The organism is Sphingomonas aerolata, from assembly GCF_003046295.1.
GTDB lineage: Bacteria > Pseudomonadota > Alphaproteobacteria > Sphingomonadales > Sphingomonadaceae > Sphingomonas > Sphingomonas aerolata.
In genome coordinates, this window is record NZ_PZZN01000003.1 from 168,825 (window position 1) to 193,660 (window position 24,836).

A 24,836-nucleotide genomic window follows, 5' to 3' on the forward strand; every position below is an offset into this window, starting at 1 on the left:
CTCGCAAATCCGGCATGGAGCCGCGTGATGCGCCCCTAACAGTTCAGTGCCCTCCCGGCCAACGTGTCGGGACCGAGGAGATAGTATGCGAACGAAATTGTGGATGGGCGTCGGCGCCTTTGTGATCGCGCAATCGGGCCAAGCCGTCATCGGCGACGCGGCCGCCAAGCCAATGCCGTCGCCAGCTCAGCAGGTCGGTGAGGGCGAAGGCGAGGGTGAAGGTGAAGGACGGCGGGTCGTTCGGTCGGGCAAGGCTCGGCATGCGGTGACATCGCCGCGGCGCGCGCGCGCGGTGCAGCAGCAGCGTGGCCAGCGCGGCGAAGGCGAATATGAGGGTGGTGAGAACGAGCGCGGCGAGGGTGGCGAAAACGAGGGTGGCGAGGGCGAACGATGAGCCGCCTACGCCGATTGGCGTAACCAGCACTGCCGCACGGACCGGCATGATCCGTGCGGCAGTAACGAGACGGCACCATGGGCATCGCCCCGGCGGTGACGAACGGACGGTCAGTCGGTGCGTGATCCGCTCGGCTTGGCGCGATAGCGATCGAACCAGGCGATGATCGCCGAGGCCTTTGCCGCGGATTGCGACGGCCGTGCGGTGAAGCCGCCATGGCTCGCACCCGGCACCTTGACGAGCGCGGTCGGTACGCCGCGAATCTGCAACGCGGCGTAATATTGCTCGGATTCCGAAACCGGCGTGCGGTAATCGTCGCTGCCCACCACGACCAGGGTCGGCGTCTTGACGTTGCCGACGAGACTGAGCGGCGAGCGGTTCCAGTAGCTCATCGGATCCTCCCATGGCAGCTTGCTGAACCAGTAGCGCGACGTGAACAGCGTATTGTCCATCGTCAGCGCCTCGCTCGCCCAGTTGATCACCGGCTTCTGAGTCGCCGCGGCCTTGAACCGGTCGGTCTTGCCGACGATCCAGGCGGTCAACACGCCGCCGCCCGATCCGCCGGTGACGAACAGATTGTCGGCATCCGCGGTCCCATCCGCGATCGCCGCGTCGACCGCGGCGATCAGGTCGCCATAATCGTCGGACGGGTATTTCTTGTCGATCAGGTTGGCGAACTCCTCGCCGTAGGAGGTCGAGCCGCGCGGATTGGTCCACAGCACCGCATAGCCCGCCGCGGCATAGAGTTGCATGTCGGTGGCAAACCCAGGGCCATAGGCGCTGTTCGGCCCACCATGGATTTCCAGTATCAGCGGCACGCGCTGGTCGGGCGTGCGGTTGGCGGGTGTCGCGAGCCAGGCGTCGATCGCGCGGCCATCGGGCGCGGTCACCGCGATCTTGCGGATCGGCGCGAGCGCTTTGGCGCCGGTCATCACCGCGTTGAGCTGCGTCAGCCGCCGTGACTTGCCACCGCTCGACACCCAGACATCGGCGGGGGCGCTGCCGTCGCCGCCGGTATATGCGATCGTTCCGCCCCTCGCGACGGAGAACTCGCCCCCGGTATAGGGCCGGTCGAGCCCGCCGCCCGCGACATTGTCGACCAGCGGCGTCGTCCGGCCGTCGAGGCCGATGCGCGCGATCCGGCGCTGGCCGTGATCGTCATAGCTCGCATAGAGGCTGCGCCCGTCGGCGGCCCACACTGCATCCTCGATCCCGCGATCGAGCGCGGCGGTCAGCGAGCGGGCACTGCCGGCGTTGCGGTCGCCGAGGTAGAGCTGGGTGTTCTCGTAACTGCGTCGCTTGTCGTCGAAGCCGAGCCACGCGATCCGCGTGCCGTCGGGGGAGATCCGCGGCTGCGCATCGGGGCCGTCGCGGGTCGTCAGCGTCCGCATCGCGCCGCTCGTCGTGTCGACCGCGATGAGGTCCGAATTCATCACCTGCCGCTCGGCTTCGGGCCCACGGATCGCGGCGAAGACGATCCCGCGGCCGTCGGGCGTCCATGACAGGGGGCCGCCGTCATCGAACGCGCCGAAGGTGAGCTGTTGCGGCGCGCCGCCGTCCGCCGCGACGACGAACAGATGATCGCGGCCGGGCTTCACATAGCCGGGGCCATCGTTGCGATAATTGACGCGGTCGATCACCGTCAGCGGCTCGGCCCATTTCGCGCCCTCGGGCTTGGGCGGTGCCTTGCCGAGCGTCGTCGCCTCGCCAGCAACGGTCGCGACGTAAGCGAGCCGGGTGCCGTCGGGCGACCAGGCGAGCGCCTGCGGATCGCCGGGAAAGCCCGTCACCCGCGCGCTCGTGCCGGTCGCGATCCAGCGGACGAACAGTTGCGACTGCTCGCCGTCGCGCGCGGCATAGGCAACGCGCGTGCCGTCGGGGGACCAGCGCGGGTCTGACCCTTGCGCGGCGAACGGCGACTGGCGACCGGTCGCGACGTCGATCAACCACAGCGACGACTGGACACGGTCGGTCATGACGTCGGCGGTGCGGCGGACATAGACGATCGTGCGTCCGTCAGGGCTGATCTGCGGGTCCGCGGCGATCGACAGGCCGAACAGGTCGGCACCGGTGAAGCGCCGCGTCGGGGCGTCGGCCGGGGCCGCGATCGGCTGCTGCTGCGCGACGGCGGGGGCAGCCGACAACAGGGCGAGAACGAGGGTGAGGCGCAAGCACGGCTCCTTTGACGATGATCAAGGCGCGATCATGCCCGATCCCCCGGCCCGTGCAAGGGCAGGGGCGGGGGCGTCACCGGTCGGGTGATCGTCAGCCAGTCGGCGCGAGGAACACCGCCCCGGGGACGCGCAGGGTCTGATCGGTCGGCGCGAGACGGCCGTCCTTGCCAAGCGCCATGACCGCGATCGTGCCCGACCGCTCGTTCGCGACGAGCATCTGCCGCTGATCCTCGAGCAGGATGAAGATGCGCGGCCAGTGTCCGCCGGCGGTGATGTGCTGGACGAGGGTCGGCACTCCGTCGCGATCGAGTGCGAACACCGCGATACTGTCAGCGCCGCGGTTAGAGACGTAGAGATGCCGCCCGGCGCGATCGATCGCGATGTGCGCGGCCTGGGACGACCCGACATGGTCGCCGGGCAGGGTGGTCAGCTGCGTGCGGGTGGTGAAACGCCCGTCCGGCTGTGCATCGAGCATGGTCACGGTATTGGCGAGCTCGGCGACGACATAGGCGCGCGGCAGGCGGGGATGCCAGACGAGGTGGCGCGGTCCCGTTCCCGGCGGCGCGCGCCAGGCCGGGACCGGCGCGGAAAGGCTGCGCGCTCCCGGATCGAACCGATAGGCGAAGATCGTGTCGGCGCCGAGGTCGACCGAATGCAGCCAGTGCCGATCGAGGCTGAACCCGACCCAGTGCGCATGCGGCCCCTCCTGACGGCTCTTGTCGGGGCCGGTCCCCTCATGGCGGGAGATCGTTGGCTCGCCCGGCGCACCGGTCGCGGGATCGATGCGGTAGAAGCCGACGCTGCCGCTCGAATAATTGGCGATGGCGAGGCAGCCGGACGCGTCGTCGAACGCAGCATGGCAGGGATCGGCGCCACCCGACGGCATCGTGCCGCGGGCTTTCCAGTCGGGCGTGAAGCCGGTCACCGACCCTTTCGCCTGCTCGCGCAGGACATACCATAGCCCGGTGCGGGGTGCCCGCACCGCGAACGACGCGTCGTCGATCCCGGCGACCGGCGCCTCGACCTGCCAGCGATTGCGCGCCCGGTCATGCGACAGCGTGTACAGGCCCTTGCCGCCCTCACGCACATAGGTGCCGACGAGCACGCGGGCGTCGCGCGGCGATGTCGGCGCGGCGCGCAGACCGGTGGCGAGCGTCGCGGTCGCCATGCCGCAGAGCAATGTGCGGCGGGTGATGCTATTGAAAACAGGTGACGTCATGGATGGCGGTCCGATGGTTGATCCTCCACCCCAGCTTACCATCTAAGAAGCGGTCTCGTGCAAGGGGCTCTCCAGACCGAGGATAGACCGACGAGCGAAGAACCTGTCATGCCCGGTACGGAGCCGGGCGCCGAGCAAAATCCACACGCTGATAACGATTCCGGCTTCAACGCCGAATCGCAATCGCGTGGCGGGCGGTCAATCCCGCGGGGCCGGCTGTCGCGGCTGGGCGTGTTCGGGCGGCTTGCCGGCGGCGTCGCGGGCGGGGTGGTCGCCGAGGGGGCCCGGCGCCTCGCGAGCGGCGAGCGTCCGCGCATGTCGGACCTGCTGCTGACCCCCGCCAACGCGGTGCGGGTCGCGGACCAGCTTTCGCATCTGCGCGGTGCGGCGATGAAGCTTGGCCAGATGGTGTCGATGGACGCGGGCGACATGCTGCCGCCCGAGCTGGCGACGATCCTCGCCAGGCTGCGCAACGATGCGCACCACATGCCGCCCGTGCAGCTCGACCGGGTGCTCACGGCCGAATGGGGGAAAGACTGGCGCCGCCGCTTCGCGCATTTCCAGGCGCATCCGGTCGCGGCCGCATCGATCGGCCAGGTGCACCGGGCCCGGCTTCCCGACGGACGCGTGCTGGCGATCAAGGTGCAATATCCGGGCGTGAAGGACAGCATCGACGCGGACGTCGACAATGTCGCGACGCTGCTGCGCGTGTCCGGGCTGTTGCCCAAGGAGCTCGACATCACGCGGCTGCTCGGTGACGCGAAACAGCAATTGCACGACGAGGCGGATTATATCCGCGAGGGCGAGATGCTGGAACGCTATCGCGCGCTGGTGGGCGACGATGCGGGGCTGGTCGTCCCGCAACTCGAGCCGACATTGTCGACCCCGCGCGTGCTGGCGATGGAGTATATCGACTGTACGCCGATCGAGAGCCTCGAGACAGCACCCCAGGACGTACGCGATGCGGCGATGGAGCGGCTGATCAGGCTCACGCTGCACGAACTGCTCGACTGGCGGCTGATGCAGACCGACCCCAATTTCGCGAATTATCGCTGGCAGGCCGAGACGGGACGCATCGTCCTGCTCGACTTCGGTGCCGCGCGTGCGGTGCCGCAGGTCGTGGCAGACGGGTATCGCCGGCTGCTGGCCGCGGGGCTCGCCGGACAGCGCGACGCGGTCCGCGACGCCGCCATTCAGGCGGGCTTTCTGGGCGAGGCCGCGGTCGTGGGGCATCGCGCGCAGATCGACCGCATGATCGACGTGATCCTGGCAGAGATGAACCGGACGGGGCCGTTCGACTTCGGCGATCGCAGCTTCGTCTCGGTATTGCGGGACGAGGGAGCGGCGATCGCACGCGACCGGTCGACCTGGCATATCCCATCGGCCGACATGCTGTTCGTGCAGCGCAAGATCAGCGGTACCGCGCTGCTCGCCGCACGGCTGAAGGCGCGCGTGGACGTGCGGGCGATGGTCGAACCTTATTGCTAGTCAAATGAAAGCCGTACTGACCTATAAAGCCGATCACCGGCTGCGATTTTCCTGTTTTGCCGCTTATGCTGCGGCGCGGTATCGCGACTCCAAACGTTAACGCCGCACGGAGCCTCGCGTTTTTCGCGGCGACGGACCTGATTTGGAGATACCAGTATGCGTAACAAACGTCCCGACGGGATCGTCGACTATACCGGCCCGGCCGGTGGCTGGGGTGCGCTCAAGGCGGTCGCGACGTCGCTGAAGGCGCAACAGATCGTGGTGCGCGGCGGGCAGACGCTGCTCAAATCCAACCAGCCCGACGGGTTCGACTGTCCGAGCTGCGCCTGGCCCGACCCCAAGCATACCTCGTCGTTCGAATTCTGCGAAAATGGCGCCAAGGCGGTGGCGTGGGAATCCACGGCGAAGCTGATCGGCGCCGACTTCTTCGCCAAGCACAGCGTCGCCGAGATCTGGAAGCAGAGCGATCACTGGATCGAGGATCAGGGTCGCGTCACCGAACCGCTGCGCTACAACGCCGCGACCGACCATTACGAGGTCGTGACCTGGGCGGAGGCGATGTCGGCGATCGGTGCGGGTCTTGCCGCGGTGCCGGATCCGAATCAGGCCGAATTCTATACCTCGGGCCGCTGCTCGAACGAGGCGGCGTTCCTCTATCAGCTGTTCGTCCGGCTGTACGGGACCAACAATTTCCCTGACTGTTCGAACATGTGCCACGAGGCGACGTCGGTCGGCCTCCCCAAGTCGATCGGGATCGGCAAGGGCACCGTCAGTCTCGAGGATTTCGACCATGCCGACCTGATCCTGTCGATCGGCCATAATCCGGGGACCAACCACCCGCGGATGATGGCGACGCTGCGCGAGGTGTCGCGCCGCGGTGGCAAGATCATCGTGTTCAACCCGCTCAAGGAGCGCTCGCTCGAACGCTTCGAATCGCCGCAGTCGGTGGTCGAGATGGCGACGATGTCGGCGACCCAGATCGCCAGCTCCTATCTGCAGGTGAAGGTCGGCGGCGACGCCGCGGCGCTCAAGGGTATCGCCAAGGCACTCGTGGCGCTCGACGAGGCGGCGCGCGCGAGCGGCGGCGAACCCGCGCTCGACCATGCGTTCATCGCCGAGCATACCGACGGGCTCGAACCCTATATCGCCGATCTCGCACGGACCGATTGGGCCGATATCGAACAGGCCAGTGGTTTGCGCCGGGCGGATCTCGAGGATGTCGCGCGGATCTATGCGTCGTCCAAGGCGACGATCGCCTGTTACGGCATGGGGATCACCCAGCACCGCACCGGTACCAGCAACGTCCAGCAGCTTGCGAACCTGTTGCTGCTGCGCGGCAATATGGGCCGCCCCGGCGCCGGGATCTGTCCTCTGCGCGGGCATAGCAACGTGCAGGGCGACCGGACGGTCGGCATCACCGAACGCCCGATGCCGCTGCTGCTCGACCAGATGAAGAAGGTCTTCAACTTCGAACCGCCGCGCGAGCATGGCCATTCGGTGGTCGAGAGCATCGCCGCAATGCGCGACGGCAAGGCCAAGGCGATCGTCTGCCTCGGCGGCAACCTGGCCATCGCGTCGTCCGATCCGCAGGCGTGCGCCGAAGGGTTCCGCAATCTCGATCTGGCGGTGCACATCACCACCAAGCTCAACCGCACGATGCTGTTGATGGCGAAGGATACCTATATCCTGCCATGCCTGGGTCGAACCGAGCTCGACACCCAAGCAGGTGGCCCGCAGTCGGTCACTGTCGAGGATTCGATGTCGATGGTCCACGCCTCGCGCGGCTTCCTGATGCCGCCGGGCGAGAATGTGAAGTCCGAGATCTGGATCGTCGGCGAGATCGCCAAGGCGACGCTCAAGGGCAAGGGCGACATCGACTGGGACGCCTATGTCGCCAATTACGACCTGATCCGCGACAAGATCGAGGCGGTGTTCCCCGATTTCGCCGATTACAACGCGCGCATCCGCAAGCCCGGCGGGTTCCATCTGCCCAATTCCGCCGCGATGCGGATCTGGAAGACGAGCAGCGGCAAGGCGAACTTCATCGTCGCCGAGGGGATCGAGGAAGACGAGACCGCGAACGCGCCGGACGTGCTTCGTCTGACGACATTGCGGGCGCATGATCAGTATAACACGACCGTCTACAGCCTCGACGACCGGTATCGAGGGGTCTTTGGCCGTCGCGACATCCTGTTCATGAACGAGCGTGACATGGCGCGGCTCGGCTATGCGGAGGGCGATGTCGTCGATGTCGCCACCGCGTTGCAATATGCGCATCCCGACCGCGTCGTGCAGAAGCTGACCCTGGTCCGCTATGCGCTGCCCGACGGGTGCATCGCGTCCTATTATCCCGAGACGCAGCCGCTGATCGCGCTCGAGGATCATGATCCGCAGAGCTTCACCCCGTCCTACAAGTCGGTTCCGGTCACGGTGCGGCGGGCCGGCGGGGATGTCGGTGCGGAGCGCGGCGTGGCGCGCGCTGGGGTCGTCGGCCAGAGCCAGGCCGCTATGGCATGAGCGCGGGATACGCGCCGACGATCGACACCTATGCGACGCTCGCGGCGGCCAAGGCCGCGGCGTGGCGTCGCTCGCCGGTTGGCTTCTTTGCGGGCGCGATCCTGGCGGGAACCTATATCGGGATCGCGATGATCCTGGCGATCAGCGCGGCGGCGGGGCTTCCTCCCGGCGTCCGGCCACTGGTGATGGGCGCGACGTTCGGGATCGGCCTGATCCTGACGGTATTCGCCGGCGCCGAGCTGTTCACCGGCTATGTCATGTATCTCGGCTTCGGCCTGGCGAAGCGGACCATCAGCTATGGTTAGGCGATCACGCTGGCGACTGTCGTCTGGCTCGGCAATCTGGTCGGTGGCGTCCTGCTATCGGCAATCTTCGCAATCGGCGGGGGCGGCGCCGTGTTCGCCAATGCCGACACGATGTTCAACGCCTATGTCCAGCACAAGGTCGAGGCGGACGGTATCGCGTTGTTCGCGCGGGCGATCCTGTGCAACTGGCTCGTCTGTCTCGCGATCTGGACGGCGGCGCGGATGAAAGGCGATGCGGCCAAGTGCATTGCGATGGCCTGGATCCTGCTCGCTTTCGTTGCTGCTGGTTTCGAGCATTCGGTCGCCAACATGACCGCGCTCACGCTTGGCCTCATGGCTCCGCATCCGGTTATCGATCTGGCGGGCACGGTGCATAATCTCGTTGTTGTGACGGCGGGAAACACCGTCGGCGGGCTGGTCTTCGTCGTCTTCGGGTACATGCTCGCGGCCCGGACGGACGCCGCGGCCGCGCCAGCGGCAGACTGACGCGCACTTGGCCCGGAAGCATTATCTCACCGCGACGCTGCCCGATGGCTATGTGAAGACGATCGGGCCCACGGCGACGGCGTTCACGCATTACTGGCGGATCGTCGCGGTGCTGGAGAATGGGAAGACCGAGGTGTTCTGGGGGCACAGCAAGTCGCTGGCCGAAGCGAAGAAGAAGCGCGTCGCGGCCGAGGAGGCGGCGATCCAGCGCGGCTGGCGATCGCACGCTTTCGAAATCGTCGAACTCGTTCGCTCCTAGACCGTCCACGCGTACAGCTGGGCCAGACGCGAAACGGCCGCCCCGCACATGATGTGCAGGGCGGCCGTTCTTCTATCCGACGAATGAGACCACGCGCGAATGGCGTGGTCTCATTCTTCCGCCGATCAGGCGAGCGTGCGGACGCCGGGTTCACGATCCCAATAGCGCTTTGCACCTGCGGTCGCGATGTCGGCCAGCGCCACCACACCCGCATCGGGCTCTACGCCGGCCTTGTCGAGAAGCGGCTTGGCCGCATCGCTGGCGCCGATCGCCTTCAGATGACCGAACGCATCCATGACCCACTGGACCGCCGCGCCTTCCTTCAGGAGCATCTTGCACCCGTCGGCCGACAGGACGACCGCCACCGCGTCGAAGATCTGCGACGGGCTGCCGGCAAGCTGGCCCTGTGCCTTCTTCATGCTGCCGTCGGCGAGCTTGGCGCCGCCGACCTTGGGGGCGACGAGCACCGGCTTGCCGCCTGCACCCTCGACCGCTGCAACGACCGCGTCAATCTCCGCGCCATCCGACCCGTCGGCGATCAGGATCCCGACCTGACGGCCCTCGAGCGTCTCCTTCATGTTCTTCTGGATCGACAGTGCCGGGCTCGGTGGCATGTCGACCGGCGCACGGAACGCCGGATTGGCGGCCGGCAGGGGGATGCCGAGACCATCGGCAACGCGCGTCGCCAGTTCCTCGTTCACGTTGCGCAGGTTTGCGACGGTGCGCTCCTGAACATGCGCGAGACCGACCTTCGACAGCTCGAAGGTGAACGCCGACGCGATATGCGCCTTCTCATTGTCGGTCGCCGACACCCAGAACAGCCGTGCCTGGCTGTAATGGTCACCGAACAGTTCGGCGCGCATCCGCAGCTTCTCGCCCTGCTCGTCGGCACCGGTCGGGTTGGTGGTCGTCACGAAGCCGTTCGGCGATTCGCGCGGGCCACCGTCTTCGCCGACAACCGACAGGCTGTTCGGCTCGTAATTGGCACGCCCCTTGGGCACCTTGGTCTGCATCATGCCGTCACGCTGGAAATTGCCAGCGGGGCTGCGCGGTGCGTTGACCGGGATCTGGTGGAAGTTGGTCGTGCCGAGACGCGACTTCTGCGTGTCGAGATAGCTGAACAACCGGCCCTGAAGCAGCGGATCGTTTGAGAAATCGATCCCGGGGACGATGTTGGTCGGCAGGAACGCGACCTGCTCGGTCTCGGCGAAGAAGTTGTCGACGTTGCGGTCGAGCACCATCCGGCCGATGATCCGGACGGGAACGTCCTCCTCGGGGATCAGCTTGGTCGAATCGAGCACGTCATAAGGCTGTGCCTCGGCAAACGCCTTGTCGAACACCTGGATGCCGAGCTCCCATTCGGGGAAGTCGCCGGTGTCGATCGCTTCCCACAGGTCGCGACGATGATAGTCGTTGTCCGCGGCCTGGAGCTTGAGCGTCTCGTCCCAGATCGTCGACTGGAGGCCAAGCTTGGGCTTCCAGTGGAACTTCACGAAGCTCGACTTGCCTTCCTCGTTCACGAGCTGGAACGTGTGAACGCCGAAGCCTTCCATCATCCGCAGCGAACGCGGCAGGGTACGGTCGGACATCGCCCACATCTGCATGTGCGTCGATTCCGGGGTCAGCGACGCCCAATCCCAGAAGGTGTCGTGCGCCGAACCGGCCTGCGGATAGGCGCGATCGGCCTCCATCTTCACCGAATGGATCAGGTCGGGAAACTTGATCGCGTCCTGGATGAAGAACACCGGAATGTTGTTGCCGACGAGATCCCAGTTGCCCTCGGTCGTGTAGAACTTGACCGCGAAGCCGCGCACGTCACGCGGGGTGTCGACCGAACCGGCGCCGCCAGCGACGGTCGAGAAGCGCGTGAAGAGTTCGGTCTTCGTGCCCTTCTTGAACAGCGCCGCCTTGGTCAGGTCGGAAATATCGTCGGTCGCCTCGAAATAGCCGTGCGCGCCCGATCCGCGTGCGTGGACGATCCGCTCGGGGATCCGCTCATGATCGAAATGGAAGATCTTCTCGCGCAGCACGAAATCCTCGAGCAGCGTGGGGCCACGCGCGCCGGATTTCAGGCTGTTCTGGTTGTCGGACACGGGCACGCCGTGGTTGGTGGTCAGGACGGGGACGTCGCCGCCGGCCTGCTGATGCGTCTCACCACCGTTGCCGGGGTTGCGCTGTTCGGTGTCGCTCATTGCGGATCCTTGCTGTCGAGGACGAAGTTCGGGGGCTCAACGTGCGATCCACCAGACCGGGTCCATGCAGGCGGCAAGGAATCGGCCTGCTTCATGTTAGGGCATCAGGTCGTCGGCGACGGATGTTGCCCGGACCACGCCGAACCGAGTCCGTTTCCAGCAGGTGCCGGGAATCGCCGGAGTTTTTTCGCCGACCGCCAGAGCAGAAGCAGGCCGATCGCGAACAGGAACAGCGCACCGAACAGGAATGCGAGATAGAATCCTGGTGCGAGCCAGGCCGATCGTATCACCGGCCCGGCCGCTGCGGCGTCCGCGGCGGCCCCTGCCATGCTGGTCATCGGCGTTGCACTGGTTTCGATCGCTGTCATGGCGTGTCCCCGGCCGGACCGGCACCGTCGCGGCACCGGATCCGACCTGAGGTATGCCCGCGATTTATTGCACGCGTGGGACAGACCGTATCATTGCGTCACCCGCTGCGCGGCCGGAACGCGCCGATCCCGGCGATTGCGAGGCGACGGGCAGGGATCGCGGTCTCGGCAAAGCTGAGGCGGAGCAGACGGGCGGTGACCGGGGTCGCAAAGGCGATGCGCTGAGTCGCGAGCGCATAGGCGATGTTAGGCAGTTCGCCCTTGCCGGCCTCTTGCCAGTCGGTGCCGTCGGTGCTCGTCTCGATCCGGTAGCCCTTTGGCGGCGCGGTGTCCGCCATCACCGCGCGCGACGGCGTCAGGCTGAACCCGGCAAGCGTCTCGGTCGCGCCGAGGTCGATCGTCACCGAGGCGGGGGCGCCGAGTTTGGGGGCGGGCAGCGCCCAGCTCGTCGCGGTGTCGTTGTCGAGCAGTGCCTGCGCGCCCGGGGCGGAGGCGGCGGCGATCGACCAGCGCGTCGTGGCGACGATGCTCGGGTCCGACGCGACGACGGTGGCGACCGCGGCGGGCGCGACCTGGCGGAAGAGCGCGATCTCGCGGATCGCGGGACAGGCGGGGGCCTCGAGGATTCGCAGACGCAGGCGGCGGGCCGTGACCGGTGCGGGCAGGCGGATGATCCGCTGCGCGCCGATGCAGGCGTGCTGCGCCAGTTCACGCCACCGGCCGTCCACTTCGGCATCGACCGCAAACCGCGTCACGCGCAGTCCGAGCGGGAGATATTCGCGCAGGCGGATAAGGTCGAAAGTTCGGCCGGGGGGAAGGTCGAGCACGAGACTGGGAGTCGTGATCCCGTCGGCGGTCGACCAATAGCTGTCGGCGCGACCGTCGAGGACGTTTGCCGGCGAAAAGCCTACGCCGCGACTGTGGCTGGCGGTCGCGACCGCGCCCTGGGCGAGGTCGCGCGCGAAGGTGGCGGCCTGCGCGGTGCCGAAGGATTTCAGTACGGCGACGTCGATATCGGCGAGGCGGCCGCGCCGGTCGGGCGGCAGGTTGAGGTTGAGGTTGGTGCCGCGGCCGACCGACTCGTCGTACAGCTTTACCAGCCGCGCAGGCGTCTTGACCTTCGCATCCTCGTCCGCGTGATAGAACCAGCCCGGCCGGATCGAGACGTCGGTCTCGGCCGGCCACCAGAGCGGTGCACCGCGCACGCCCGAATTGCCCTCGCTCTGGACATAGGGATGGTTCGGCATGGTCGGCCAGCAGGGATCGCCCGCGACGCCGTCCTCATTGCCGACCCAGCGCACGTCGGCGCCCAAAGGATCGAAGGTGCAGGCCATCGGCTGATGCTGATGGACCAGCGCGACGATCGACGGCCAGTTGTAGTATTTCGGCGCATCGATCTTCCGCGTGTCGCGCGCGCCGCCATAATAGCCGTCGCCGCCATTGGCGCCGTCGAACCAGAATTCGAACAGGGTGCCATAGCGCGTGCAGAGCTCGACCACCTGCTTGCGAAAATACTCGACATAGGCCGGGCGGCCATATTCCGCGTGATTGCGATCCCAGGGCGAGAGGTAGAGGCCGAAATCGAGCCCGGCCCGCCTGGTCGCGCGCTCCATCTCGCCGACGACATCGCCCTTGCCGTTCTTGTACGGGCTGTTGCGGATGCAATGCTCGGTCAGCATCGTTGGCCACAGGCAGAACCCGTCATGATGCTTGGCGGTCAGGATGATGCCGCGCATGCCGCCTGCCTTGGCCGCCGCAACGATCTGGTCGGGGTCGAAATCGGTCGGATCGAAGAGCTTGGGATCCTCGTCGCCATAGCCCCATTCGCGATCGGTGAAGGTGTTGATCGAGAAATGGACAAAGGCATATTGCTCGCGCGCATGCCAGGCGAGCTGGCGTTTCGACGGCGTCGCACCCCATGGCTTGGGGGCGGCCGCGCGGGTCGCGGCGAGCGCGGGCGTCGCGGTTGCGGCCAGGCCCGAGGCGAGCAGGAGGCGGCGGGAAACTTCGGTCATCATCGTCTCCGTGGGAATTCAGGCGGCGGGGCGGCCGAACGAGGGGGGGCGGTCAGCGAGCTTCGCGCCGAATGCCGGATCGGGGGTGGCGGACATGGTGAAGCGCAGCGTACCGCCGGCGACGAGGTCGTCATGCGCGATCCAGCTCTTCGTCCAGGGCTTGCCGTTCCAGGTGACCGCGGTGACATAGGGCGTATCGACGCGGTTGCCCGGCGCCTCGATCACGACCTTGCGCTTGCCCCCGACCTTGAGTTCGGCGCGGGTGAAGAGCGGCGAGCCGAACACATAGACCGCCGCGACCGGATCGACCGGGTAGAGGCCGAGCGCGGACATCACGAACCATGCGCTCATCTGGCCGCAATCGTCATTGCCGATGATCCCGTCGGGCGCGCGCTTGTACATCGTCGTCAGGATCTTGCGGACCAGCGCCTGCGTCTTCCAGGGCTGGCCGACATAGGCGTAGAGATAGGGCACGTGCTGATCGGGTTCGTTGCCGTGCGCATATTGGCCGATCAGCCCCGAAATGTCGGGCGGCGCGTCCTTGGGCAGCGTCGAAGGCGCGGCGAACAGCGCGTCGAGGCGCGCAGCGAACTTCGCATCGCCGCCGAAATGCGCGATCTGGCCGTAGAGGTCATGCTGGTTGAGGAAGGTCGTCTGCCAGCCATTGGCTTCGGTGAAGTCGTGGTAGCGCTTGATATGGCCGAGCTGGATCGGGTCATAGGGTGTCAGCCAGCTCCCATCGGCAAGCTTAGGCCGTGCAAGCCCAATCGTCGGGTCGAGCACGTTGCGATAGTTCCGGCTGCGTTCGCGCAGGCGGGCGGCGTCGTCGGTCGCCCCGGCCTTCGCGGCGAGGGCGGCCATCGCCCAGTCGTCATAGGCATATTCCTGCGTCCGGCTGACCGACTCGTCGACCTGATCGGCGGGCAGATAGCCACGCGCGATATAGGTGCCCCGCGCGCGGCTGTTGACGAGGTCGGGGGCCTTGGCGTCGAACGCGCGCGTGCGGATCGCGGGCCAGGCGGCGGCATAGTCGGCGTCGATGCCCTTGGCCGCGGCCTCCGCCATGATCGCGACCGAATGCCAGCCGATCATCGTGCCGGTCTCGACCCCCTGGAGCGGCCAGCAGGGCGGGCCATAGGCGCTCTGCTGCGTCTGGCGGACCAGGTCACGGACGAGTGACCGCGCGCGATCGGGCGCGACCAGCGTCAGCAGCGGGTGGAGCGTCCGATAGGTGTCCCAGGTCGAATAGGTGCTGTAGGCCTGTTCGCCCTTGGGCACGCTGTGGACCAGCCGGTCGAGCCCGATATAGCGGTCGTCGACATCCGAAAAGAGCGTCGGCGCGAGCATCGCATGATAGAGCGCGGTGGCCATGACGACGCGCTGGTCGTCGCTGCCACCGTCGATCTTCACGGTCTTGAGCGCGTCGGCCCAGTCGCCGATGGCCTGGCGCCGCGCGGCATCGAAGTCGCGCGAGGCCGAGGCGGCGAGGTTGGTCCGTGCGCCCGCCATGTCGACCGCGGAGACCGCAGTGCGCACGACGATCGGGGCGGAGCCCGCATCGTCGTAGTGCAATACCGCGCGCACGCGGTCGGCGGTCGCGATCGCGCCGTTGACGACCTGGTCGCCCGCATGGAGCGTGATCCGGTCCGGCTTGCGCGAGACCTGCATCGCGAAGTGGATGCGGCGCCCCTTGGCCCAGCGGAAGGTGCGGCGGCTGCCGATCAGGATGCCGTCCGATTCGAGCTCGATCCGGCTGTCGTCGATCAGCGGGCCTTCGCCCGGGCGGCTGTCGCGGTAATTGCCGAGGTCGATCAGGAGATGCCCGGGGCCGGCGGGAAAGCGGTGCCGCTGCCAGCCGACGCGCGCTTCGGCGGTGAGTTCGGAGCGAACGCCATTGCCGAGCGTGCAGGCATAATAGCCGGGCTCGGCACTCTCCTGTGCATAGGTCTGGCGATAGCCTTCGCCGGGCTTGTCGGGTGCGCCGGGGCGCAGCTTGACCGGGCCGCGGGCAGGCACGACGAGCACGTCCATCATGTCGGCGATGCCGGTGCCCGACAGATGCGTGTGCGAAAAGCCCATGATCGACGGGTCACCGCGATGATAGCCCGAGCAGTTCGCCCAGTTCTCCGTATCCGTGTCGGGACTGACCTGGACCATGCCGAACGGCACGGTCGCGCCGGGATAGGTATGGCCGTCGCCGCCGGTCCCGATCCACAGATCGGGCACCGCGCGCGACCGGCCGGCAAAGGCCGGCATCGCGCCGCTCAGCGCCAACGCACCGGTCGAGCCGAGCACTGTACGTCGCGTGAGCCTCATAACGGCGCCGCCAGCAGCGCGGGGCGGGTATCGGCAAGATGGACGAGCAGTTCCCCGAACAGTCCGTTCGTCCAGGCGAACCAGCTGCGCGTGAACTTGGTGGGATCGTCCTTGTCGAACGCCTCGTGCATGAAGCCGGTGTCGGCATCCGTATCGCGCAGCATTCTGAGGCAGCTGCGGACGGTCGCGTCGTCGGCGCCGGCAAGCGCGCGGATGATCAGCGACATCGGCCAGATCTGGCCGAGCCCGACATGCGGGCCGCCGATCCCCTCCGCCTTGGTGCCCTTGAAGAAATAGGGATTGGCGTCGCTCCATGCCGCGTCGGCGGTGCGGCGCCACAGCGGGTCGGTGGCGGGAACGCAGCCCATATAGGCGAGCGCGGACAGCGACGGCACGTTGGCGTCGTCCATGAAGACCGCGTTGCCGAATCCGTCGACCTCATAGGCCCAGACCTCGCGGCCGTCGCGCAGCCGCATCTTGCCATGCGCGTTGAGCGCGGTCTCGACCTCGGCCGCGAGCGCGGTGGCATCGGCGGCGAGCGCGGTATCGTTGCGCGCTTCCTTCGCGACGACGGCCATTTCGCGCAGCGTCGTCACCGCGAAGTGATTGGCCGGGATCAGATAGGGATAAAGGCAGGCATCGTCGGACGGACGAAAACCACACTGGATCAGGCCGTTGGGCTTGGCGGGATTGCCCCAGCCCTCGAGCGCCATCGTCTCGGTACTGCGGTTCGAGGCGCGCAGGAAGCTATAGGGTCCACGACCGTCCTTGCGCTGCTGCTCACGATAGGTGCGCAGGCTGGCGCGTGCTGCCTCCGCCCAGGTCGCGTCGAACGGGGCCGCGTCGCGCGTCGCCTGCCAATAGCCATAAGCGAGACGCATCGGGTAACAGAGTGAGTCGATCTCCCATTTGCGCTCGGCAACACCCGGTTTCATCTCGGTCTGGTCGTGCAACGCCCAGCTCAGCTCGGTCTTCCCGGCGGGATCCTCGAGAAATGCGTTGGCATAGGGATCGAGCAGGATCGAGCGCGACTGGCGGGCGATCAACCCGCGGAACACGGTGCGCAGCGCGGGATCGTTGCGGACGAGGTGGAGATAGGGGCGGAGCTGCGCCGAGCTGTCGCGTAGCCACAGGCAGGGAATGTCGCCGGTGATGACGAAGGCATCGGGCGCGCCCGCGATTGTCCACATCCGCACGGTCGTGTCGAGCGTGTTGGGATAGCAGTTGCCGAACATCCAGCGCAGCTTCGGATCGGCGATCCGGGCCGAGACGCGGGCGATCTCGCGTTCCACCGCCCGGCTCTTGAACAGACGGTCGGCGACGGCGGGGCGCTTGGAGGGCAGGTTCGGGCGGGCGGCAAAGGCAGGGGTGCCGACGAGCGCGAGCCCGCCGGCGATCAACGAACGGCGATCGATCATTTGGGCAGCCCCACCGCAGCGCCGGTGATCGTCAGGTCGGTCCATTGCCCCTCGCCGTCGCCGGGCTGGCCGCCGCCGACATAGAGGCGATAGGCGCCGGGCTGGATCGTCCGCGTGCCGTCGCGCGCGACGCTGCTCATCGAGCGGGGATCGAGCGCGAACGAGACGGTGCGCGACTGGCCGGGCTTGAGCGCGACGCGGTCGAAGCCGACGAGCTGGCGCTGGAGCACCGCGGTGGTCGCTCCGCCGCCGGTGGTCGCGGTCGGGACGAGATAGGCCTGAACGACCTCTTCGCCCGCGCGCGCGCCGGTGTTCGAGACCTTCGCCGCGAGCGTGAGAGGCTGGCCGGCCGCGACGGTGAGGCTGGGTTTTGCCGCGGCATAGCCGAAACTGGTATAGCTCAGCCCGTGGCCGAAGCCCCAGAGCGGCTTGCCGGTGAAGTAGCGATAGGTGCGCTCCTTCATCGTATAGTCGATGAAGGCGGGCAGGTCGCTGGCGGACTTGTAGACGGTGACGGGGAGGCGACCCGAAGGGTTGTTGAGCCCCGCGAGCGTCTCGGCGATCGCGGTGCCGCCGGCCTGGCCCGGATACCAGGCGGTCAGGATCGCGTCGGCGAGCGACGGATCGACCGTCACCGCGCTGCCGCTGGTCAGGACGAGGATGACGGGTTTGCCGGTCGCGCGCAGTGCTTTGAGCAGCGCCTGTTGCGCGAGCGGAAGCCCGATGTCGGTGCGGTCGCCGCCGACGAAGCCGGGTACGCTGACCGACAGCGCCTCGCCCTCGAGATCGGGCGACAGGCCCATCACCGCGACGACGACGTCTGAAGCGTTCGCGGCGGCGACAGCGGCGGCGAGCATCGGCGCGGCGGGCGGCGTCCAGAGCAGGCGGATACCCTCGTCGTCGCTGCGGTGATCGAGTTCGAGGCGGAAGACGGCGGGTTTGGCGTCGCTGGAGACCGGGATCTCGACGCGGCCCTTCTTGATCTCGCCGGCGGTGAGCTGGCGGTCGCCGATCCAGAGGCGTGCGACGTCATGGACCGAACAGTCTTTCCAGCACGCCGGGACGTCGATCACCAGCGTATAGTCACCCGCGGCGGGCGGGGTGAAGACACCCGACCAGCGGACGCCAAAGCTGCGGCCAAGCCCGGGCGCCGGACTGACGCGGTTGAGGTTCGCATCGATGCGGCGTTCGGTCCGCGTCAGCACCGGCGTGCCGCTGGTCGTCCCGGTACCTGCGAAATACTCCGCCTTCAGACCCTGTGGGAAGACGGTTTCGGGCACCACCACCGGCGCGCCGTCGGCGAGCACCGAACCCTGGGCATAGCGGACATTGGCGGCGCCGAACTGCTTGCGGATACCGTCGAGCGGGGTGACCGGGGCGACCGCGGTGCCGTGGTAATTGCCCTGAAGCACGCCGATATCGTCGGCATTGGTGCCGATCACCGCGATCCGGCTGCCGGTCTTGAGCGGCAGGCGGCTGGCATCGTTCTTGAGCAGCACGATCGACTTGCGCGCCGCCTCGAGCGCGAGCGCACGGTGCGCGGGGGTATCGACCTGATCGGTGCCGATCTTGCTCCACGGGCTGTCGCCGCCGAACGCGATGCCCAGCGCGCGGCGGGCGCGGAAGGCGCGCGTCAGCGCGGTGTCGACCTCGGCCTCGCTCACCAGGCCCTGGCGAACTGCGGCGGGGAGGCCGGCATAGGCGGTGCCGCAATTGAGATCGGTGCCGCCCCTGATTGCCGCTGCCGCTGCGCCGGGCGTGTCGAGCCGATAGTGGTGATAGGTGCTGATGTTGCCGACCGCGTCGCAATCCGAGACGGTGAAGCCGGTAAAGCCCCAGTCGCGCCGCAGCCGGTCGACCATCAGCGGCGACGACGCGCAGGCGGGCACGCCGTGGATCGAGTTGTACGCGCACATCAGCGAGAGCGCCTTGCCCTCGGTCACCGCCTGGCGGAAGGCGGGCAGGTAGGTTGCTTCCAGATCCTGCGGGCTGGGGTCGACGTCGAAGCTGTCGCGCCCGGCCTCGGGGCCGCTGTGCACCGCGAAATGCTTCGGCGTGGCGACGACTTTTGGGTGGAGCGGGTCGGGGCCCTGAAGGCCGCCGATGAACGCGACGCCGAGCCGCCCGGTCAGATACGGATCCTCGCCATAGGTTTCCTGCCCGCGCCCCCAGCGGGGATCCCGGAAGATGTTGATGTTGGGCGACCAGATCGTCAGCCCTTCATAGATGCGGCGATCGGCATTGGCGGGCTTCGCATTGAAGCGCGCGCGTGCCTCGGTTGCGACGACGTCGCCGATCTTGCGGACGAGCACCGGATCCCAGGTCGCGGCCATGCCGATCGCCTGCGGGAACACGGTCGCATGACCGTTGCGCGCGAGACCGTGCAGTCCCTCGTTCCACCAGTCATAGGCGGGCAGGCCGAGCTTCGCATCGGCGGGCGCGGTGCTCTGCAACTGTGCAGCCTTTTCCTCCATCGACATGGTGGCGACCGCGGTGGCGACGGGATCGGCGGAGGCGAGCAGGAGCCAGATCATCGGGCAACGGTCCTCAAGGTGAGCGCTTTGCGCAGTGTGGCAGGCGACGCGTCCGACGCAACGGCGACGGTTCGCGTCTCGCCCGGCAGAAGATCGAACCCGTCATCGGCGGGCTGCGCCGCCACATCGCCGAAATCGAGCATGACCGCGCGGGCGAAGCGGCTGGCGGTGATCGTTGCGGTCGAGCCCGACCAGGTGACGCTCAGGCCCGGATCGGGATAGGCCATGTCCTTGGGCAACGCGCGTTCGATGATCGCCCGGCTGGCAACCGCGTCACCGACGATCAGTTCGGCAACCGCATAGCTGGCCCCCGGCGCGGCACTGCCGAACAGCGTCGCGTCGGGGAGCGTCGCGGCGAGCGTCGACGAGAGCGGCGGCAGCGTCGCGGGCGTGGTGGTGTCGTTCAGCACGGCGCCCGCCATGTCCATCGCGCGCACCCGCCAGCGCGCGGCGATCGGCGTGGTCGCGTCGGAGATCAGTGAGATCCGCGTCGCGCCATCCTTGTGCTCCGCGGCGATCGCCTGGGGTGCGAAGAAGCGGCGCGCGGCATAGTTCAGCAGCTTCCACTGGCCGTCATGATCGATGCTCGCCCAGCTGATCGAGGGCCAGACGTCGTTCAGCTGCCAGTAGAGCGATCCCATCGTCACCGGGCGGCACGTACGGTGATGCAATGCGGCGATGCGGATCGCCTCGGCCTGGTTGACCTGCGTCAGATAGACGAGATCGGCGAAATCCTTCGCCGGGCGCAGGCGATCGCGCAGATACATCAGCAGGCGCTCATTGCCCTCGCCGGCGAGGAACTTCTGATGCGCCTTCATCACCGGGCTGTCGGCCGCCAGCGGGCCCTTGCCCGCGAAGGCGCGGATCGTCGCGAGATCGGGCATCGCCTGGAAGCCATATTCGGACATGAAGCGCGGGCAGCTGTCGAGATAGCGTTCGACCGGTTTCGATCCGGACCAGACATCCCAGAAATGGCGATCGCCGTTCTTGTCGGTGTCGGTCGGGCCCTCATAATCGGTCGAGGGGGAGCCCGGCCAATAGGGCGTGCCGGGCGAATATTTCGTCACCGCCTGGCGCAGCACGCGGTCGAACAGAACCGCCATGCCCGCCCCGATCCGCTCCTGCTCATCCGCGCCGACCGCCTTCTTGAACGCCTTGCGATCGGACCAGTTCTCCCAGCCCGATAGCACTTCGTTGCCGCCTGCCCAGATCACGACCGACGGATGCGATCCGATCCGCGCGACCTGCTGCTCGGCCTCGATCCGGACATTCTCGCGGAATGCGGCGTCCGGCGGCGTGACGCTGCCGCCGAACATGAAGTCCTGCCACACCATCAGCCCCATGCGGTCGGCCATGTCGTAAAACGCGTCGTCGAGATAATAGCCGCCGCCCCAGACGCGGATCATGTTCATGTTGGCGTCCGCCGCGCCCTTCAGGATCGTCTGCATATAGGCGGGGGTGACGCGCGACGGGAACATGTCGAACGGGATGAGGTTCGCGCCCTTGGCGAAGATCGGCGTGCCGTTGACCTTGAAGCCGAAGCTGCCGTCCTTGCGGATCAGTTCGACCGTGCGCAGGCCGATCCGCCGCGTGACACTGTCCTCGGCGGTCGCTTGCGCGCCCGCGAGCGAGGCGGTGACGGTGTAGAGCGGCTGCGCGCCATAGCCGATCGGCTGCCAGCGCTGCGGCGCGGCGATCGTCAGCGGGAGCGAGACGCTGTTGCTGCCGGCGGCGAGCGTGACGCTACGGTCGACCGTGACGGCCTTGCCGTCGGGACCCGTGACAACGGCGTGCACAGTCGTGCGACCGGGCGTGTCGGCGACGATGTCGAGCTTCGCCGCGATCCGCGCCTCGGCGTCGCTCAGATCCTCCTGCTCGACCCGGAACGTCTCGATCCGCGCCTCGTCCCAGATTTCGAGACGGACCGGGCGCCAGATGCCGATATTGACGATCCGGGGACCCCAGTCCCAGCTGTAATGATATTTGGGTTTGCGAATATAAGGCGAGGTCTGCTTGCCCTTGGGCTCGTCGCCGAACGCGCTGTCATATTCGCCGGGAAGCGGATGCTTTTCGGCGAGCACCATCGGCTGAAGCGTGCGGATCGGCGAGGCGATCGTCACCAGCACCTCGTTGCGGCCGGCCTTCAACGCCGATTTCGCGTCCACCCGCCAGCGACGGTGCGCGTTGTCGGTCTTGAGCAGCGATGTGCCGTTGACGGTGACGGTCGCAAAAGTGTCGAGACCGTCGAATACGAGATCGAGATGGTCGCGCGCGAGCATCGCCGGCGTGACGTCGAGCACGCGGCGGAACTGCCAACGGGTCAGCCCGGCCCACTGGATCGCCGCCTCGTTCATGCCCTTGTAGGGATCGGGGACGCGGCGCGCGGCGATCAGGTCCTGCTGGACCGAGCCCGGCACGGTGGCCGCGAGCCATTTCGCCTCACGTTTGTGCGCGGCGACCGCGCTCGTGTCGGTCGGATCGATCCGCACCTGCCAGTCGCGGTCGAGCGTGACCACCGTCTTCGGGGCCGAGATCGCGGGCGAGGCGAGTGCTAGGAGAGGGAGTAGGAACCAGCGACGCATCAGCGTGTCTCCGTGAGTTGCATCCGCTCGACCGCATAATAGGGATCGGACGTGGGGGAGGTGAATTGCAGGCAGATGTCGCGGTCGCCGGTCAGCGCCGGCAGGCGGCCTTTGACGCTGAACCGGGTGGCGGCGGTTGCCGGATCGGGGAGCGGGAAGGTGCCGGCGACGACGGGCTTGGCACCCGCCACGGTGCAGCCGACGAGCACGATCAGCTCGCCGTGCGGGGTGACGTTATAGTGCCGGCGCAGCTTCGTATCTTCATGCGCCAGCGCATAATGACGCGGCAGGCGGGCGATATCGATCGTGAAGCCCTTGGCGATATCCATCGGCGCGGCGGGATAGGCGGTGCACAGGTCGAACAGGTCGATATTGTAGACCGGTGCATTTGCCTGCGCCTCGGGCGTCAGCGGTACGCGCAGCGCGAGCGAACCCTTGGGACAGGCGACCATGTCGGACGCGGTGCGCGTCAGCAGTGCCTCGCGGCCGGTATCGAACAGGCGTGGCTCGGCGATCTGCTGACCGGCGGCGTCGAACGCGGCGGCGCGGATCTTGACCCCGGGTTTGATCGACAGCGGTGCCGTATAGGCGGGCGACCGCGCGCCGGGGGCCGTGCCGTCGAGCGTGTAGCGGATCGTGCCATAGGGCGCCTGCGTCGCCAGCGCGACCTTGGCGCTTTTGGTGCGCAGCGCATCGCCGCGCGTACCAGCGAGCGTATAACCGACCGCGAACGCGCTGTCCGCGACCTGCATGCCGGACGTGCGCCAGCGGCCGATCTGCGGCTGGACCCGCTCAAGGAAACTGCCGAAGTCGCGCTTGTCCTTGCCCGACCAGGTGATCTCGGCGAGCGCGGCGGCGCGTGGGAAGATCAGATGCTGCATCTGATAGGGCGTGACGATATATTCGCTCCACAGATTGCCCTGTGCGCCGAGCACGTGATGCGCCTTGTCGGCGGGGATCCCCGCGGGCATCGGCTCATACTCGTACACGGTCTCGAGCGACTGGATGTCGATCCGGCCCGGCGGTTCGTCGCTGCGATCGCTTTGCAGGCTGTTGAGGTAGAGCGTCGGTGCAGGCGAGAGGACGACGTCGTGGTTCTGGTTCGCGGCCTCGACCGCGCCCTTTTCGCCACGCCACGACATGACCGATGCGGAGGCGGGGAGGCCGCCTTCGAGGATTTCGTCCCAGCCGATCAGGCGGCGGCCCTTGCTGGCGAGATATTCGCCGAACTGGTCGATCATCCAGCTCTGCAGGCCATTCTCGTCCTTGATCCCGAGCTTGACCATCTGCGCCTGGACTTCGGGGCTGCGTTCCCACTGATCCTTGACCGCCTCGTCGCCGCCGAGATGGACATAGGTGCCGGGGAATACCGCCATGATCTCGTCGAGCACGGTCTTGACGAAGGCGATGCCCTTTGGCCCGGGGTTGAAGAGATAGGGGTTCACGCCCCAGTCGCTGCTGACCTTCGGCGTGTCGCCAAGGACGCCGAGGTCCGGATACGCCGCGACGAGCGCCTGGGCGTGGCCGGGCAGGTCGATCTCGGGGACGACGACGATGCCGCGCTCGGTCGCATAGGCGACGAGCTTGCGCAGCTCGTCCTGCGTGTAGAAGCCGCCGACCTGCGTACCGGGCGCCTCGCCGGTCGAGGGGGACGTCCGAACGCTGCCGATCGCGGTCAGCCGGGGATAGGCCTTGACCTCGAACCGCCAGCCCTGATCGTCGGTGAGGTGGAGATGGAGCGTGTTGAGCTTCACCGACGCCATCTGGTCGACGATCGCATAGAGCGAGGGCAGCGACTGGAAATGCCGTGCGGTGTCGATCATCAGCCCGCGCCAACCGAAGCGGGGGGCATCGTCGATCGTGACCGCTGGGATCCGGACGGGCTGGCCGAAGGCGTGATCGGGGCTGATCAGCTGCGCCAGCGTCATCGCGCCATAGACGAGCCCGGCATCGCCCGATGCCGCGATCCGCACGCCGGACGCATCGACCGTCAGGCGATAGGCTTCCGCACCCTTGATCGTCGGATCGCGATCGATGCGGATCACGCCGCGCGCGCCGGTTGCCAGCGTCAGGCCGCGTTCGACCTTCACATGGGCGAGGAGCAGACGGGCGGCGGCGGTGGTGCCGGCATCGCCGGGATCGGCGGACACCGTGCTGCCCGTCGCGATCGTCACGGCGCCGGTTCCGCGCGTCATCGCTGCGGGTTGCGGGACGAGCGGCAGGCGGTCCTGCGCATCGGCCACGCCGGTGGTGCCGAGCATCATGCCGGTCGCGATAAGCGCGCATCCGAAACGGGGGGGTGCGTTTGACCGCATGATTTCTGCTCCCGGTAACCGGCTCCTCACGGCCGCTGGTCGGGGAATGTAACCAATATAGGTCCAGACACAAGCCGTTGATTGGCCAGCGTCCTGAAAGCAGGTCCCGAGCCGCCGCAAAGTTTGCCAGTGTTTCAGCCGATCTGGCAGCATCGACCCGTTTTGGACGGAAATACCAATATAATCCTTGGCGTCGGTCTGGTTGCCGCGCGGCTGTGCTTTGGCTATCCTCCCGCGCCAGGACAGGGTGTGGC

Annotated in this window: 14 protein-coding genes and 1 pseudogene; 5 read left to right on the top strand and 10 right to left on the bottom strand. The window is 67.4% G+C overall.

Going from position 1 to position 24,836, the window contains the following annotated elements:
* Positions 1-85 precede the first annotated feature (85 nt).
* A complete protein-coding gene (locus C8J24_RS13365) occupies positions 86-394 on the top strand; it encodes a hypothetical protein (RefSeq protein ID WP_146163685.1) in 309 nt (102 codons plus the stop codon).
* A gap of 110 nt (positions 395-504) precedes the next feature.
* On the opposite strand, the gene C8J24_RS13370 is transcribed toward C8J24_RS13365, so the two are convergent.
* Positions 505-2,565 (bottom strand): alpha/beta hydrolase family protein, encoded by a 2,061-nt coding sequence (locus C8J24_RS13370; protein WP_107933107.1) that lies wholly within the window; start codon positions 2,563-2,565, stop codon positions 505-507.
* Between the two features lie 94 nt (positions 2,566-2,659).
* On the bottom strand, positions 2,660-3,787 hold the full coding sequence (locus C8J24_RS13375) for a lactonase family protein (protein WP_107933109.1): 1,128 nt from the start codon (positions 3,785-3,787) through the stop codon (positions 2,660-2,662).
* A 108-nt stretch (positions 3,788-3,895) separates the two neighbouring features.
* Between C8J24_RS13375 and C8J24_RS13380 the strand changes: the two genes are divergently transcribed.
* The 4 genes and pseudogenes from C8J24_RS13380 (at position 3,896) to C8J24_RS13395 (ending at position 8,842) form a co-directional block, all read left to right on the top strand.
* On the top strand, positions 3,896-5,275 hold the full coding sequence (locus tag C8J24_RS13380) for an ABC1 kinase family protein (protein ID WP_107933111.1): 1,380 nt from the start codon (positions 3,896-3,898) through the stop codon (positions 5,273-5,275).
* A gap of 156 nt (positions 5,276-5,431) precedes the next feature.
* Positions 5,432-7,792 carry an FdhF/YdeP family oxidoreductase gene (locus tag C8J24_RS13385; protein ID WP_107933113.1) on the top strand — a complete coding sequence of 787 codons (2,361 nt, stop codon included), beginning with the start codon at positions 5,432-5,434 and terminating at the stop codon, positions 7,790-7,792.
* A pseudogene (locus C8J24_RS13390) lies at positions 7,789-8,583 on the top strand (formate/nitrite transporter family protein). The gene C8J24_RS13385 and the pseudogene C8J24_RS13390 overlap by 4 nt, the downstream one beginning before the upstream one ends.
* Before the next feature lie 7 nt (positions 8,584-8,590).
* Positions 8,591-8,842, top strand: coding sequence for a hypothetical protein (locus C8J24_RS13395; RefSeq protein WP_031439260.1), 252 nt, complete (start codon positions 8,591-8,593; stop codon positions 8,840-8,842).
* A 125-nt stretch (positions 8,843-8,967) separates the two neighbouring features.
* On the opposite strand, the gene C8J24_RS13400 is transcribed toward C8J24_RS13395, so the two are convergent.
* The 8 genes from C8J24_RS13400 to C8J24_RS13435 all read right to left on the bottom strand — a co-directional run bounded on the left by C8J24_RS13400 (position 8,968) and on the right by C8J24_RS13435 (position 24,582).
* Positions 8,968-11,034, bottom strand: a complete 2,067-nt coding sequence (locus C8J24_RS13400; protein ID WP_107933115.1) for a catalase — start codon at positions 11,032-11,034, stop codon at positions 8,968-8,970.
* 104 nt (positions 11,035-11,138) lie between these two features.
* On the bottom strand, positions 11,139-11,402 hold the full coding sequence (locus C8J24_RS13405; RefSeq protein ID WP_146163686.1) for a hypothetical protein: 264 nt from the start codon (positions 11,400-11,402) through the stop codon (positions 11,139-11,141).
* A 98-nt stretch (positions 11,403-11,500) separates the two neighbouring features.
* Positions 11,501-13,417, bottom strand: a complete 1,917-nt coding sequence (locus C8J24_RS13410) for an alpha-L-fucosidase (protein ID WP_107934204.1) — start codon at positions 13,415-13,417, stop codon at positions 11,501-11,503.
* An 18-nt stretch (positions 13,418-13,435) separates the two neighbouring features.
* Complete coding sequence (locus C8J24_RS13415; protein ID WP_107933119.1) at positions 13,436-15,733, bottom strand: GH92 family glycosyl hydrolase; 2,298 nt, start codon at positions 15,731-15,733, stop codon at positions 13,436-13,438.
* Positions 15,730-17,151: a glycoside hydrolase family 125 protein gene (locus C8J24_RS13420; RefSeq protein WP_107933121.1), complete on the bottom strand. Its 1,422-nt coding sequence runs from the start codon at positions 17,149-17,151 to the stop codon at positions 15,730-15,732. The genes C8J24_RS13415 and C8J24_RS13420 overlap by 4 nt, the downstream gene beginning before the upstream one ends.
* A complete protein-coding gene (locus tag C8J24_RS13425) occupies positions 17,148-19,685 on the bottom strand; it encodes a glycoside hydrolase family 3 C-terminal domain-containing protein (RefSeq protein WP_107933123.1) in 2,538 nt (845 codons plus the stop codon). Before C8J24_RS13425 ends, C8J24_RS13420 begins: the two co-directional genes overlap by 4 nt.
* A complete protein-coding gene (locus C8J24_RS13430; RefSeq protein ID WP_107933125.1) occupies positions 19,682-22,267 on the bottom strand; it encodes a beta-mannosidase in 2,586 nt (861 codons plus the stop codon). The genes C8J24_RS13425 and C8J24_RS13430 overlap by 4 nt, the downstream gene beginning before the upstream one ends.
* Positions 22,267-24,582: a beta-N-acetylhexosaminidase gene (locus C8J24_RS13435; RefSeq protein ID WP_107933127.1), complete on the bottom strand. Its 2,316-nt coding sequence runs from the start codon at positions 24,580-24,582 to the stop codon at positions 22,267-22,269. Before C8J24_RS13435 ends, C8J24_RS13430 begins: the two co-directional genes overlap by 1 nt.
* Positions 24,583-24,836: the final 254 nt, after the last annotated feature.